The 15,706-nt window shown below is 29.9% G+C and carries 15 protein-coding genes; 13 read left to right on the top strand and 2 right to left on the bottom strand.

All coding sequences use genetic code 11. The features are described from left to right. The first annotated feature begins 142 nt into the window (after positions 1-142). The 5 genes from N4A57_RS09195 to N4A57_RS09175 all read left to right on the top strand — a co-directional run bounded on the left by N4A57_RS09195 (position 143) and on the right by N4A57_RS09175 (position 6,228). A complete protein-coding gene (locus N4A57_RS09195; RefSeq protein ID WP_293657702.1) occupies positions 143-976 on the top strand; it encodes an FG-GAP repeat domain-containing protein in 834 nt (277 codons plus the stop codon). 12 nt (positions 977-988) lie between these two features. Next, positions 989-3,211, top strand: coding sequence for a DUF3160 domain-containing protein (locus N4A57_RS09190; protein WP_293657701.1), 2,223 nt, complete (start codon positions 989-991; stop codon positions 3,209-3,211). Position 3,212: 1 nt separating this feature from the next. Then, a complete protein-coding gene (locus N4A57_RS09185) occupies positions 3,213-4,199 on the top strand; it encodes a CapA family protein (RefSeq protein ID WP_293657700.1) in 987 nt (328 codons plus the stop codon). A 113-nt stretch (positions 4,200-4,312) separates the two neighbouring features. Beyond that, positions 4,313-5,764, top strand: coding sequence for a DEAD/DEAH box helicase (locus tag N4A57_RS09180; RefSeq protein ID WP_293657699.1), 1,452 nt, complete (start codon positions 4,313-4,315; stop codon positions 5,762-5,764). Positions 5,765-5,784: 20 nt separating this feature from the next. After that, positions 5,785-6,228, top strand: a complete 444-nt coding sequence (locus N4A57_RS09175; protein WP_293657698.1) for a YaiI/YqxD family protein — start codon at positions 5,785-5,787, stop codon at positions 6,226-6,228. Positions 6,229-6,249: 21 nt separating this feature from the next. Here N4A57_RS09175 and N4A57_RS09170 read toward each other — a convergent pair whose 3' ends face one another. Then, entirely contained in the window at positions 6,250-6,420 is a 171-nt protein-coding gene (locus tag N4A57_RS09170) for a hypothetical protein (RefSeq protein ID WP_293657697.1), read from the bottom strand. 349 nt (positions 6,421-6,769) lie between these two features. Here N4A57_RS09170 and add point away from each other — a divergent pair, with 349 nt between their 5' ends. Together add and megL are read left to right on the top strand one after the other, a co-directional pair. Continuing rightward, the gene (gene add, locus N4A57_RS09165; protein ID WP_293657696.1) at positions 6,770-7,774 is read left to right on the top strand and encodes an adenosine deaminase; all 1,005 of its coding nucleotides are present in this window, start codon (positions 6,770-6,772) and stop codon (positions 7,772-7,774) included. A 330-nt stretch (positions 7,775-8,104) separates the two neighbouring features. Beyond that, entirely contained in the window at positions 8,105-9,307 is a 1,203-nt protein-coding gene (gene megL, locus N4A57_RS09160) for a methionine gamma-lyase (RefSeq protein ID WP_293657695.1), read from the top strand. Between the two features lie 358 nt (positions 9,308-9,665). On the opposite strand, the gene N4A57_RS09155 is transcribed toward megL, so the two are convergent. After that, complete coding sequence (locus N4A57_RS09155) at positions 9,666-9,812, bottom strand: hypothetical protein (protein WP_293657694.1); 147 nt, start codon at positions 9,810-9,812, stop codon at positions 9,666-9,668. Between the two features lie 464 nt (positions 9,813-10,276). Between N4A57_RS09155 and N4A57_RS18520 the strand changes: the two genes are divergently transcribed. The 6 genes from N4A57_RS18520 to rfbB all read left to right on the top strand — a co-directional run bounded on the left by N4A57_RS18520 (position 10,277) and on the right by rfbB (position 15,284). Beyond that, positions 10,277-10,453 (top strand): phosphoadenosine phosphosulfate reductase domain-containing protein, encoded by a 177-nt coding sequence (locus tag N4A57_RS18520; RefSeq protein ID WP_330671493.1) that lies wholly within the window; start codon positions 10,277-10,279, stop codon positions 10,451-10,453. Between the two features lie 285 nt (positions 10,454-10,738). Beyond that, positions 10,739-11,545: a sulfotransferase family 2 domain-containing protein gene (locus N4A57_RS09145; protein ID WP_293657692.1), complete on the top strand. Its 807-nt coding sequence runs from the start codon at positions 10,739-10,741 to the stop codon at positions 11,543-11,545. Between the two features lie 453 nt (positions 11,546-11,998). Beyond that, on the top strand, positions 11,999-12,838 hold the full coding sequence (rfbD, locus tag N4A57_RS09140; protein WP_293657691.1) for a dTDP-4-dehydrorhamnose reductase: 840 nt from the start codon (positions 11,999-12,001) through the stop codon (positions 12,836-12,838). A 3-nt stretch (positions 12,839-12,841) separates the two neighbouring features. Continuing rightward, positions 12,842-13,711, top strand: a complete 870-nt coding sequence (rfbA, locus tag N4A57_RS09135; protein WP_293657705.1) for a glucose-1-phosphate thymidylyltransferase RfbA — start codon at positions 12,842-12,844, stop codon at positions 13,709-13,711. 14 nt (positions 13,712-13,725) lie between these two features. Next, entirely contained in the window at positions 13,726-14,283 is a 558-nt protein-coding gene (rfbC, locus tag N4A57_RS09130; RefSeq protein ID WP_293657690.1) for a dTDP-4-dehydrorhamnose 3,5-epimerase, read from the top strand. 23 nt (positions 14,284-14,306) lie between these two features. Beyond that, the gene (gene rfbB / locus N4A57_RS09125; RefSeq protein WP_293657689.1) at positions 14,307-15,284 is read left to right on the top strand and encodes a dTDP-glucose 4,6-dehydratase; all 978 of its coding nucleotides are present in this window, start codon (positions 14,307-14,309) and stop codon (positions 15,282-15,284) included. The last annotated feature ends 422 nt before the right edge of the window (positions 15,285-15,706 follow it).

The raw sequence follows: 15,706 nt of genomic DNA, 5'->3' as shown, positions 1-15,706 counted from the left end.
TACAACCCACTACTGAAAAGTAGCAAAGCCTATGGAGTGTTATAGCAAACCAAAGTAGCTTCGGCAAAATGGGACATTATGAAGTAGGAAAGAAACAAAATCTTTAATTTGTAGATTTTTATAGATTTTTGGTAACGGAAATATGAACAGTATTATAAAAGGAATTCTTATATGTATTGTAGGAGCATTAGTGATAATTAATTATAGTACTTTTAATGAAACTAATAGGACATATAAAATATTACACGCAAACAATATGGATTATCATATGAGCCTAGACAATAATGAGTTACTAGTTTACTCAAAGAATTATAAATTAATAGATAGGGAGAAAATTTTCACTGATGATGAAAGAATACTTAGTTATGACACGGGAGATTTGAACAATGATGGACATGATGAGATAGTAGTATTAGGGAGAAAAAATAGTAGTTCTTATGGAAATAATTTAGTTATATTTAAGTATAATAACAATTTTGAAAAAATATATACTAAGGATTTTTCTATTTTAAATCCTTGGAAAGTACAAATCTGTAATGTGGATGGAGATAATGTGAAAGAAGTGTCCATAGGTGTATACAAAAAGTCAAAATATCACCCTGTTATGGCTAAAAGACCCTTCATATATGAGTACAAAAATAAAAAATTATTTCCTAAATGGAGGGGATCAAGATTATCTAAGCCCTTTGAAGATTATATTTTTGTAGATGTAAATAAGGATAATAGGCATGAAATTGCAGCTATAGAATTACTTAAAAATGGGAAAAAGGTCTTTTCATGTTACAAATGGAAGGGATTTGGATTTGAAAGTATAGGACAAAGTAAAGATTTTCAAGACATTTTATCTATTGAGAAAAGTTATGAAAATCCAAATGAATTTAAAGTTTTATTAAAAGAACATGGGACCTTAGTAAAAGGGATTGTATCTTATGATAATAATAAATTAGTTATTAATTATGAAAATATGCTTAAATAGGGAGGGGTATTTATGAAGGGAAAGAGGATAGTAAGTCTACTAGTATGTATTGTTTTAATATTTATGGTACTAATTAGTGGATGTAGCAAAAAAGAAGAAGTAAGAAAGGAATCTATAACAGAGAAAAAAGAAGAGATTATAAAAGAAACTATAAAGGAAAGTAAAGGGGAAAAATTAGCTCTTAATGAAGAACGTATAAGAAATAATATACATATTCCTTATGAAGAAAGGGACTATGAAAAAAAAGTAGATCCCTATATTATAAATGGGGATTTATCTAATATAGAGAATTTAAGCCAATTTGGAACCTTTAATGAAGAGCAGATAAGATTACTATCAAAAAATGGATTTGTAGTAAATCCTACTAGTGAAGAACAATTATTTTATATTTACGAAAATAATGAGTATATGAAGATACCATCCTTTGTTACTACCGATTCTGTACTCCATGTATATCATGTATTTTATGATTACTCTTTAAGAACTTTAGAACAGGAAAAGTTATTGGGTTTATTAGAAAATTTGACAAAGAATATGTTAGATAAATCAATTTATTTATATGAAAAAGCCAAGGATGAAAAGGTGAAAAGGGCTTTAACTAAAAATATTTCCTATTTTGCAGTGGCACAAATGCTACTTGAAAGGGAAATGCCACAAAATTTACCTAAGGAGTCACTGGAATTAGCCCGTGGCGAATATGAGCTAATTAAAAAGGAAGAAGGGATTAAGCCATCAATTATTTTTCCCTATGATTTAGACTATAGCCAATACAAGGTTCGTGGACACTATACTAGAAATGATCAATTGAAAAAATATTTTAAATCTATCATGTGGTATGGTCAAGCTTCCTTTCCACTATATTCAATGGATGAGGATGGAAATAAAAATAAAAGTATAGATGAAACCCTTGAAGCTTTACTTATGACCTATTCCATATTCCTGAATAATGAAGAAGATATTAAATTATGGGAAAACATTTATGATGTGACAAACTTTTATGTGGGATCGGCAGATGACTTGAGTATATATGATTATAAGAAAATATTAATAAGGGCCTATGGAGAAAATCCAAGTATAGATGATTTTTCAGATGAGGACAAATTAAATATAGTTTATGAAGAAGGTAAAAATTTACCTGAACCTAAAATACAGGGCAAATATACGGGCACAAAAATACCTGTAGGAAAACAGTTTAGATTTATGGGTCAAAGATATGTGGCAGACGCAGATATTATACAAAGACTAGTAGAACCCTTAAAAAGACCTGTGCCATCTGGTTTAGATGTTATGGCAGTTATGGGCTCTAAAAGGGCTTGTGAAATACAATTAAATATTAATAAGGAACAGGAAAAATGGGAAGAGTATGAAACTGTACTTAATAGAACTAAAGAAGAATTTGGTCAGATAAAAGAAGATAAATGGAAATCTAATATGTATTATGGTTGGTTATGGACACTAAAGGGCCTCCTTAAAGAATTTAAGGGAGGATATCCATCCTTTATGACCAATAAGGCCTGGGAGGACAAATCCCTATCGACGGCTTTAGGGAGCTGGGCTGAGTTAAAGCACGATACAGTATTATATGGAAAACAAAGTGGAGCAGAATGTGGTGGAGGAATGGAGCCTCCAAAAATAAAGGGATATGTGGAACCTAATATGGAGGTTTATAGTAAACTCCTTTGGTTAACTAAGTATTCTAGACAAAATTTAAGGGATAGGAATCTATTAACGGGAGAGCTAGAGAGTAAGCTAGAACAATTTGAGGATTTACTAAAATTTCTAATTAATTGTTCTATTAAGGAACTCAGAAACGAAGAACTAAGTGAAGAAGAATATGATCAATTGTTGACCTATGGTGGGTTACTTGAGTATTTCATGAGTTCCTTTGCAGGTGATGGCATGAAATGGTTTGAAATAACTTCAGAAACTGATAAAAATATGGCGTTAATAGGAGATATACATAACATAGGGTCAGGAGCATATTTTGAAGTAGGTGTAGGACCTGCCTCTGAAATGTATGTGGTTGTGCCTATAGATGGAAAATTATATTTAACAAGGGGAGCTGTTTTTAGCTACTATGAATTCGTATCAGAGGAAAGATTAACAGACGAAAAGTGGCAAAAGATCATAAAAGAAAATAAGGAACCTACACAACCTTTATGGATGAAGAATTTCATAAATATGGATAAGATACAAATACCTATGCCAGCAGAACCCTATTCCACAGGATGTTAATATGAAAAGGATAGTAATAGGGATTGTACTAATAATAGGAATAATAGGATTTGCACAAAGGAATTCTGATGAAGTGACCATTTCTGCAGTAGGAGACATATTATTAGATCGTGGTGTTAGGAAAATTATTGAAGAAGAAGGATATGAATACCCCTATGAAAAGGTAAGAAATAGCCTAAATAATAGGGACATAGTAGTTGCTAATTTAGAATGTCCTATTTATGATGGGAATAATCCTGTATATAAAAGGCCAGATATAATTTTTAAGGGAGGCACTGAAAATGTTAATTATATTAAAAGTGCTGGAATTAACCTTTTAAATTTAGCTAATAATCACACCATGGATCATAGAAGCGAGGGGTTACTTAGTACTATTGAAGCATTAAATAAAAACCATTTAGATTACTTTGGAGCAGGAAAAAATAGTAAGGATGCTAAAAAATTAAAAATAGTGAAAATAAATAACACTAGAATTGGATTTTTAGGCTATAGTGTCTTTCCCCCTGAAGGATATGTTTTTTTTCCAGATAGACCCCATGTGGCTAAGGTAGATCCTAAAAGAATAAAAATAGAAGTAAAGGATGCTAAAAGGAAGTGTGATTTTTTAATAGTTTCTTATCATTGGGGAAATGAATATGAATCCTATCCCAGTGAAAATCAAATTAAACTTGCCCATGAAACTATAGATAGTGGTGCTGACTTAATATTAGGCCATCACCCCCACGTACTTCAAAGTATTGAAAAATATAGGGATAAATATATTTTCTATAGTTTAGGTAATTTTATATTTGATAGACAAATACATTGGGGAACAGATGAGACTATTATTGCTAATTTTAAAATTAAAAATAAAAGAATAGTGAATATTGAGTTAGTGCCAATAAAGATAATAAATGGTCAACCTAACTTAGCCCAAGGTGAAATTAAAGAAAAAATATTAAATCATTTAAAAAGAATATCACCTAAAGGGCATATAAAAGAGAGTTGAAGAAGAAATACAGATTTCTATATAAGTATTATAATTAATTCATTGTCAGAAATGGTTTGGGGAACTATAATTATAGATATATAAGTTGTAATTAAGGTGAAAGGTAGAAAATTATGAATAATACAGGATTTAATAAATATGGAATTAATAAAGAAATAATAAAAGCATTAAATGTACTAGGATATGAAAAACCTATGGAAGTTCAATCTAAAGTAATCCCCCTAGTACTTGAAGGAAAAGACTTAATAGTAAAAGCTCAAACGGGTAGTGGAAAAACAGGGGCCTTTGCCATTCCCCTTTGTGAGAAAATTAAACTTGATACTAATAGTCCCCAAATACTAGTATTAACACCCACTAGGGAGCTCGCAGTACAGGTTAGTGATGAAATTACTAATATAGGAAAGTTTAAAAAAATAAGAAGTGTGAAAGTATATGGAAAACAACCTATACAAATGCAGATAAGACAATTGAAACAAAGAGTTCATGTGGTAGTGGGAACTCCTGGAAGAGTTAGTGATCATATAAAGAGAAAAACTATTAAGCTAGAAGATTTAAAATATCTAGTTATAGATGAAGCTGATGAACTTTTAAATAGAGGTTTCATAGATCAAGTGGAAGATATTATAAAAAAGCTTCCCCATGATAGGAAAACACTACTTTTTTCTGCAACTATGCCTGAGAAAATTAAGGACATATGCTCAAAATACATGATAGATCCAAAAGAAGTTCAAATAGAATCAAGAAATCCCACTACTAAAAAGATTAAACAGTTTTTTTATGAAGTAGAAGAAATGGATAAGGTTTCACTGCTTAAAAATATTATAAATGAAGAGGAACCTGAGAGTTCCATTGTATTTTGTAATACTAGAGAAGGTGTTGAAAGGTTAACTAACAAATTGAAAAGACAGGCATATCATTGTGAAGGACTCCATGGAGGCATGCATCAGAATATTAGACTTAGGACCATATCTAAATTTAAGAGGGGAGAATTTAACTTCTTAATAGCTACAGATTTAGCAGGTAGAGGAATTCACGTGAATAATCTATCCCTAGTTATTAATTATAATGTACCCTTTGAAAATGAAGCCTATGTACATAGAATAGGAAGAACTGGCCGAGTGGAGGAAAAGGGTATGGCCATATCATTAGTATCATCTAATGAGGAAGAGCGATTTAATGAACTTAAAGAGTATTTAAATTATGAAATACCAAAGGGAAAGATAATTAACAAAAAGGATAATGCAGTAAATAGAAAATTAAAGAAAAAGCCTAAAATTCAAAGGGACGTGGCAGAAAACTTTAATAAGGATATTACTAGAATACGTATAAATGCAGGAAGTAAGAAAAAAATCAGAACAGGGGATATATTAGGAGCCCTTACTAATATAAAAGGGGTGAATGGAGAGGACATTGGTATAATTGATATTCAAGACACCTGTTCCTACATAGAAATATTCAACAAAAAAGGTCATATGATTTGGAAGGCACTTCAAGACAATAAGATAAAAGGGAAAAACATAAGTGTTAAAAAAATTAGAATTAGAGGTAACTCAAATAGATTTTAGAATAATAAAAGGAGAGGATCATGAAAATATTAGTAGATGCAGATGCTTGTCCAGTAAAGGATATAGTCTTAAAGGTGGCCAAGGAATATAATATACCAATAATAATGATTAAAAATATTTGTCATGAACTCTATGATGATTATGCACAGATCATAACAGTAGATCAGGGACGGGATATGGCTGATATAGTATTAATAAATAACACGAAGGATGGAGATGTGGTTATAACTCAGGATTATGGGGTGGCAGCTTTAGCCCTTTCTAAGAGAGCAGTAGCCATCAATCAAAATGGCTTAGTTTACACCAATGAAAATATTGATGAATTATTAATGAGAAGACATACAAATCAGCAAAATAGGAGAAAACATAAAAAATATACTAAAGTTCCTAAGAGAACTAAGGAAGATAATAAAAGGTTTGAAGACAAATTCAGGAAACTAATAAAATCCATGTTAGGCATGTAAAATAAAAATAACTGGTCAAGATTATGACCAGTTATTTTTATTCTTTGTTTCAAGGATAATTTTCCCTAGCTGTTTTCCTATGGATTCTAATTCATTATTGAGTTTTGAAAGAATTTCATTAGAGCCTATCTTCTCTTCATGTTCTCTTTCTTTCATTTGTCCTATTCCATAGGGATCATGATAGTTTTTCATAAATAATCACCCAGTAATAGTATGCCTAGTTTTTAATTATTTATTAGGAAAAAGGAATGAAAAAATATAAAAAATGGGTTTAGAGATAGGGACAAATAAGAATAAAGTGTTTTGGCTCTATTTTTATTTATTATTAAGGATATACGTACGAAAAAAGGAATAGAAAGTATATTGTATGCCAGATTTGACATGTATTAAAGAATATAATAGAATAAAGTTATTTTGGCTAAAAGATGATTTTTTATCACATATTATAAAAAACTATGGATAGGAATATGCCTTAGACACGTACATTGAAAATAGAAATTATTTATATTAATAGAAACAATTTTTATAAGGAGTGAAATATATGAATTTGAAAGATTTACCTAAAATAGAATTGCATTGTCATCTAGACGGAAGTATTAGACCAGAGACTATAATTAGCATTGCAAAGAAAGATGGCATAGAAATACCAACTGAAAACATAGATGGAATAAGAGAATATGTTATGGCACCTGTAGACTGTAAATCTCTAGATGAATATCTTGATAGATTTACTTTACCTAATAAAGTAATGCAGACAAAAGAAAATTTAAAAAGGGTAGCATATGAATTATTAGAAGATGCATCTAAGGATAATGTGAAATATATAGAAATAAGGTTTGCCCCTTCTCTCCATAGGGCTAAGGGATTATCATTTGAAGAGGTTATAGAGAGTGTATTAGAGGGAATGAAAGAAGGGGAAGAGACATATCCTATTAAAAGCAACTTAATACTTTCTTGTATGAGAACCATGTCTGTAAAAGAAGCCTTTAAAGTTGTGGAAGCGGGAAAAAAATATTTAAATAAAGGAGTAGTGGCTATAGATCTAGCTGCCAGTGAATATGAAAATTTTGCACAAAAATATAAGGAACCAATAAAAAGGGCAAGGGAATATGGATATAGAGTTACCATACATGCAGGAGAAACGGGAATAGGAAAGAATGTATTAGATGCTATAAAAATACTTAAAGCGGAGAGAATTGGACATGGCATATATGCTAAAGATTCAAAAGAGGCATATGAAATATTAAAAAATTCCCATGTGATCATAGAAATGTGTCCAACAAGTAACGTACAGACAAAGGGGGTAGCTAGCTATGAAAGTCATCCCCTTAAGGAGTTTTTCCAAGATGGAATAAAGGTAACATTAAATACGGATAATATGACCGTGTCAAATACTACTTTAACTAATGAACATGAGTTAATGAAGAAGGCACAGAACATAAACATACAAGATTATAAGAAAATGTATCTACATGGAGTTGATGGATCCTTTGCATCAGAAAAAATAAAGGAAGAATTAAGAAAACATATATCTATAATATGTTAAAAAACATGACAAATGTCATATTATCAAAAGGTGAAAAGTGTTAACCTGTGTATGGAAGTAAAAAAATAAAATAAATAAGGTTCTAGTGGGTGTACTTTATATTAGGTCCTTCTCCTAATATATAAAATAGATTTAGTGTATAGTGTATAAAAGAAAATTTGTCCTGCTAGGACATTTTTTTTTATTTTAAATAAATTCAAACTCTTTTCTGAAAATTTCAAATTGTGAGAGGAGTTTTTTAATTTAAGGGAAATATATATTAATAAGGTAGATTTATAATTTGAATAAAAAATTTCATAATATTAAAACTATACAAAAGGGGTGTTTATCATGAAGAGAAAAGATTTGGAGAATAAAGGATTTGCAACGAAGGCCGTACATGGAGGGAATAAGTTAGACCCTACTACAGGATCTTTAGCTACCCCAATATATCAAACGTCTACATTTGTATTCCAATCTGCTGAGCAGGGTGGAAGACGTTTTGCAGGAGAAGAAGAGGGATATATTTACACAAGATTAGGAAATCCAACTAATACTCAGCTAGAAGAAAAAATAGCCATATTAGAAGGTGGAGAAGCTGGCGTATCAACCAGTTCTGGAATGGGGGCTATAACTTCTGCCATGTGGACCCTACTAAAGGCAGGAGATCATATAATATCAGCGGATACTATTTATGGATGTACCCATGCTTATTTAAGTCATGGTATTACAAGATATGGGGTAGAAGTCACATTTGTAGATGCATCTGATCCTGAAAATGTGAAAAAAGCAATGAAAGAAAATACTAAGCTTATTTATTTAGAGACCCCAGCAAATCCAACTTTAAAAATCACAGATATTAAGAAAATATCAGAAATAGCCCATGAAAAGGAAGATTGTGTAGTTATGGTGGACAATACTTTTTCTACACCATATTTACAAAGACCACTTGAGCTAGGAGCAGATATAATAATCCATTCTGCTACTAAATACTTAAATGGACATGGAGATGTTATAGCTGGTTTTGTAGTTGGAACTAAGGAATATATAGACCAAGTTAGATTATTTGGAATTAAAGATATGACTGGTGCAAATTTAAGTCCCTTTGATGCCTATTTAATAATGAGAGGTATGAAAACTTTAGAAATTAGGATGGAAAAACATTGTGCTAATGCCATGGAAGTGGCTAAGTTTTTAGAAGACCATCCTATAGTTCAAAAGGTATATTATCCAGGACTTGATAGCTTTGAACAATATGACCTTGCCAAGAAGCAAATGAAGTTACCAGGAGCTATTATTGCCTTTGAATTAAAGGGTGGTGTAGAGGAAGGTAAGAAATTAATGAATTCTATGGAAATGTGCAAATTAGCCGTAAGTTTAGGAGATGCAGAAACTTTAATTCAACATCCAGCTTCCATGACCCATTCTCCATATGAACCAGAAAAGAGACTAGAGGCAGGAATTACAGACGGATTAGTTAGATTATCTGTAGGCCTTGAAGATTCAAAGGATATAATAGATGATTTGAAAAATGGATTAGACAAATTAATTTAAGGCATGGTGAGGGAGCAGATTAAACATATGTAAACGACTCCATAACGAAGAAAATAATTCAAATAACCAGTGAGATAACTAATTTATTTTTTGAATATGCCTTAATAAAAGGGTCACTTAGGAAATTTCCTAAGTGACCCTTTTGAATTTATATCCAGGGAATAAGAGTAATGGACATGAAAAAAATAAATCAGCCAGGTCACGTGTCCTTTTATCCATTTTATTAATTACGTAAACCTGTACATATATGTATATGCACTGGCTTGTGTAATCAATAAACTGAAGAAAATTACGATACAATCTGACTACTTTATTTTTTAATGTGCCTAAGCTTTTTAATTATGAAGAAATTATATAATTAACCTTCTTGGATTAAACGAACTTCATATAAATCACAATCTTCTGCTTTAGCAGAAAAAGAACATTTTCCGTTTATGCAATGTAAACAAGTTACAACTCTACAAGTCTTTCTATAACTTCTAGGTTCATTTCCCTTTTTTTTCATTCTGCACACCTCCATAATTGCATACATGTATTCTTAATTAAATTATAATGAATTTTCAGACAAAATTCAATAGGAAAATAAAAATTAATTTTTTCCAATTGAGCTTTAATAAATTCTATTTATCATTAAAGTTTATAGTTAATAATATATTCCATTTTAAAATAGGGTTGTGATACTAACATTTTACAATTAGAACTTCATAGTTGTATGAGGAAGGGAATAACTTTGTAAAGGCCATAAAAAGCTTGTCATCATCCAAGGATGGTATCTATAGCAAAGAAGTGAAGTGATGTTTAGTGATAGATGTAGTAATAATCCTTGATAGTTGACTATAAAGGTTTGAATAGAATAAAAGAAGCCTTAAAGTATAACATATCTTATAGAACTGAATATAATAATGTAGAAGAAAGGAAAGAACTGAATAAAGACCAATTGGACAGATTAGAATCTAAAACTATTATGTCTTGTTTGAAAGGTGTTTTGGTCATGTACTCTTTCCTCTAATTTTTATAGATACCCATTATAAAATACCAGAAATGATAGAATATACAGATAAATTGTTAGTAGAATTGAAATTAGATATGGCCTATGGAGATAATAAGGGTGATTTTAAAAAAAATAAACAGTCCACTGGGATTTAGGAGACAAGCCTCCCAAATTTTGAAACTAATTTAACACGAAAGCCATGGGAATTACTGGACAAGCAGACTGGTGGTAGTAGATAATTATTAAATTGCAAGTGGAGGGATTATTCAGGAATGTTTAGAAGATAAACAAAGCAGGATACAAGAAAATGTATTTATTAGAGATGATAAAGGGGAAAGAGTTGGATTAGAAAAGTGTAAAGGTCAGAAAATATAGGTAAAAAGAAAGACTTTTTATTTAAACATTTAATGAATTAAAAAATAGAAAGGAGAAAATATATAATGAGTAAAAATATAGAAACACTAGATTATATAATAAATTATAGGCCACCGCATTATAATAAAGAATTTCCTCTAATTCTTTTTTGGAGGAATAAATCTGGGTGCAGTACACTTGTCAAATGGTTTTTTTTCCAAATTGGAATTCTTGAAGAAGCACGGAAGTATGCTCGAAATGTCCATAAATATGAATTTAAAGTATATAAAAAGCAAAATGGTTACAAGGAAGAGGTAAAAGAGCAAATATTACAGTCAAAGAAAGATGTTTTTAAACTTGTACGCAATCCATATAAAAGGACAGTTAGTTCATTTTTGCATCTTTCAAACGTTGTATTAAAAGGTAATTATAATGAAGGTTTATATAGAGAATGGGAAAAAATAAATGAATTATTTCATAACAATAAAAATAGTAATAAAGGTATACATTTCAAACAATTTTTATACTATATTAAACATGTAGGTTCAGATATAGAGAGAATAAATACTCATATCGCTCAACAATATATAGAAGGTGAGGAACTGTTTATAAAAAATTATATACACTTGGAAAATTTTAATGATTGTATTTCAGAAATTGAAGAAAAGTATAGATTAAAAAAGTCGCCTCTTTTAGAAATTACTAAATCGAAACATCACAAAGCACCATTAATGAATATTACAGGAGATTATTCAGAAACTATAATTACAAAGGAATATTTTTTTAAAAAATCTCTTCCAACTTATGAAAGTTTTTATGACAAAGAGGCAATAGATTTAGTCAAGGAAATATTTAAAAAGGACATTGAAATGTACGGATATAAAAATATATAGAAATAAATGTTGTAGTAAAAGATAAATAGATAATAATCTATTTAAATGAAATATAAAACAGGTTAATATTATGGGAAAATTATTTATCAAGGGGTTTGCAAATAAATCTGTGCTTAAATGGAAATCAATACTTCTTTCTGGTAAGAATTAAGAATATAATTTAAACCAGGAAGGAGATTTTTTTATGAATACTTTTAGAAAAGGATTATTAAGAGAAATTATTCTATCGATTTATGAAAAAGTAATTTATTATTACTATAGGACAAAATAAAAAACTTCCTTGTGTTATGATTTTTGCCAAAATCAATTTAAACATAAGGAAGTTTTTTACAATATTAAATTCTTTATAAATTTACTGTGTCAAAAAGTAAGTTTTACTTTGATGTGACAGTAGAAGTTGTGACACTAACTTATTTATTCACATATATTGGATAGTAGATAAGGGGGATCACAATGAAAATATTAATAACTGGATCTAATGGTCAGTTAGGTACAGAATTACAAAATCAGCTAAATGATAGGAACATTACCTATGTAGCTTTTAATAAATCTGAATTAGACATTACTAATTTTAGTGGAGTAAATAGTATTATATTAAAAGAAAATCCGCAAGTTGTTATAAATTGTGCTGCATACACGAATGTGGATGGTTGTGAAAAAAATGAGATAAGTGCTTTTAAGGTAAATGGAATTGGGGCTCAGAATCTGGCAATTGCAACTAATAAGATGAAATGTAAAATTGTTCATATTTCTACTGACTATGTTTTTGATGGTGAAGGCAATATACCATACAGAGAATATAATAGAGTAAATCCTCAAAGTATTTATGGAGAGAGTAAATTACTAGGTGAAAAATTAGTAGAAAAGTTTAATCCAAAACATTTTATAATTAGGACTTCATGGTTGTATGGAGAAGGAAATAATTTTGTAAAGACCATGTTAAACTTGGCATCATATAAGGATGAATTAGGTGTAGTTGATGATCAATTAGGAAGTCCCACAAGTACAGTTGATTTAACTAGATCAATAATCGATCTTATGGAAACTGACCATTATGGAATATTCCATGGAACCTGTGAAGGTAGTTGTAGTTGGTATGATTTTGCTAAAAGAATATTTGAACTAAAAGGGATAGACATTAAATTAAATAAAATAACCACAAAAGAATTAAATAGATTAGCTTCAAGACCTAAGTATTCAATACTAGATAATTTTATGCTTAAATTATTAGGGCTAAATACTTTTAGACATTGGGAAGATTCACTAAAAGAATATTTGAGAAATGAGGTATAAATGATGAAAGGAATAGTATTAGCAGGTGGGGCAGGAACAAGGCTATATCCGATTACAAAAGTAGTATCTAAGCAATTATTACCTATATATGATAAGCCAATGATATATTATTCTTTATCTGTTTTGATGCTTTCAGGAATAAAAGATATACTAATTATTTCAACACCTAGAGATTTACCCATGTATAAAGAATTATTAGGAGATGGAAGTCAATTGGGAATTTCTTTTTCATATGAAGTTCAAGAAAAACCAAGGGGCCTTGCAGAAGCATTTATAATTGGGGAAAAGTTTATAAAAGATGATAAGGTAGCATTGGTCTTAGGAGACAATATTTTTTATGGACATAGATTTACAAACATACTTAAGAGGGCAGCTTCATTGAAAGATGGAGCAGTCATATTCGGATACTATGTAGTAAATCCTAAAGCCCTTGGCGTAGTGGAATTTGATAAAGAAGGAAATGTTATTTCTATTGAAGAAAAACCAGAAGAACCTAAATCTAATTATGCCGTACCTGGATTGTATTTTTATGATAATAACGTAGTAGAAATTGCAAAGAATATAAAACCATCAGCAAGGGGAGAATTAGAAATTACTTCTATAAATGAAGAATATTTAAAGAGAGAAAAGCTAAGAGTAGAATTATTTGGCAGAGGTCTGGCGTGGCTTGATACGGGAACAAATGAAGGTCTACTGCAAGCTACCAACTTTGTAGAAGCAGTTCAAAAAAGGCAAGGGCTATATATAGCTTGTTTAGAAGAAATTGCTTATAAAATGGGATATATTGATAAAAAGCAGCTTATAAAATTAGCTCAATCACTTTTGAAAACTGATTACGGTAGGTATTTACTCCATATAGGAAAGGGCATATGAATAGAGGTGTAGTTATGGAGAAGTTTATGTTTATAGAGACAGAAATAGAAGATTTATATGTGATTGAAACAAAAATTTTTGGAGATAATAGGGGCTATTTTATGGAAACATACAACGAAAAAGATTTTAAAAAAGCAGGACTAAATGTTCCATTTGTTCAGGATAACCAGTCAAAATCAAAAAAAGGAGTACTTAGGGGATTGCATTTTCAATGTAAGTATCCTCAAGGGAAATTAGTAAGAGTTACAAAGGGAGAAGTATTTGATGTGGCAGTTGACCTTAGGAAAAATTCTAAGAATTTTGGCGAATGGTATGGAGTAATTTTATCTGAAGAGAATAAAAGGCAATTTTACGTTCCGGAAGGTTTTGCCCATGGATTTTTAGTTCTATCAGGTGAAGCAGAATTTGTTTATAAATGTACAGATTTTTATTATCCAGAAGATGAAGGTGGAATACTTTGGAATGATTTAGATATAGGTATTCATTGGCCCTTAAATGAAGTAGATGAAATTATACTTTCAGAAAAGGATAAAAATTGGAAAACATTAAAGACAACGAAATTATATTTTTAGATATAAGAACCTGAGGTGAAAAAATGAAAACCCTATTAGTAACAGGTGGAGCAGGCTTTATCGGTAGTAATTTTATAAGGTATATGATTAATAAATATAAAAATTATAAAATAATTAATCTAGACTTATTAACTTATGCAGGAAATTTAGAAAATTTAAAGGATATAGAACATAATCCTAATTATGAGTTTATAAAAGGAAATATATCAGATAAAAAACTAGTAGATAAAATAGTATTTAAGAAAGTAGATTATATAATAAATTTCGCAGCAGAATCCCATGTGGATAGAAGCATAGAAGATCCTGAAGTTTTTATAAGAACAAATATAATGGGAACACAAGTTTTGTTAGAAGCTGCTAAAAAATACAATATAGAAAAGTATGTTCAAATCTCTTCAGATGAAGTATATGGTTCATTAGAAAAAGAAGGATTATTCACAGAAGAAACGCCAATTGCTCCAAATAGCCCATATGCAGCTAGCAAGGCGTCAGCAGATTTATTGGTTAGAGCATATTATAAAACATATGAATTACCAGTAAATATTACTAGATGTTCAAATAATTATGGTCCTTATCAATTCCCTGAAAAATTAATTCCTTTAATGATAGCTAATGCCTATGATAATAAGGATTTACCTATATATGGAGATGGACTTCAGATTAGAGATTGGATTCATGTTAAGGATCATTGCAGGGCCATAGATTTAGTAATTCACAAAGGAAGAATAGGTGAAGTATATAATATTGGAGGAAATAATGAAAAAGCAAATATTCATATAGTAAAACTTATACTTAATAAACTAAATAAGTCAGAAACATTAATAAGATATGTAAAAGATAGATTAGGACACGATAGAAGATATGCTGTAGATTCGTCTAAGATACGAAATAAACTAGGGTGGAAGCCAAAGTATGATTTTGAAAGAGGCATAGAAGAGACTATTGATTGGTATTTAGATAATAAAACATGGTGGAAAAAGTTAAGCTGTAAAACTAATTAAAAAATGATATATATTTAGAATAAATGCCTAAAGGTAGACCCTATTAGGTATTTATTTATAAAGTCAAAAACCTTCAACATAGTATGAAATAGTAGAGATATAGTTATAGCTATTGGACCAAAGAGGTACATAGTAATACATGTAGTAATATTCAATGATAATTATCTATAGATTTCGTATTTATAAACTTGCTTTATATGGGCCTACTTTAGGGAAATATATTGAAAATTTTTTCTATTGAAGTCCTTGTCACAAGCGAAAGTGTGAATCTTCGTAGATAGGTTCATGAGTCATGTTGAAGTAGCATATGCTGTTGTGACGTTCCTCAATTCCAAAAATTTTCAATATATTTACCTTCGTAGGCAAGTTACTGTATAAAACAAATTTAAAATCAAAAAATCTATATAGAAACCTGTATTTGA

Source organism: Anaeromicrobium sp. (assembly GCF_025210435.1).
Classification (GTDB): domain Bacteria; phylum Bacillota; class Clostridia; order Peptostreptococcales; family Thermotaleaceae; genus Anaeromicrobium.
The sequence above is the reverse complement of the archived record's forward strand: the minus strand, read 5'-3'. Positions and strand labels throughout refer to the sequence as shown.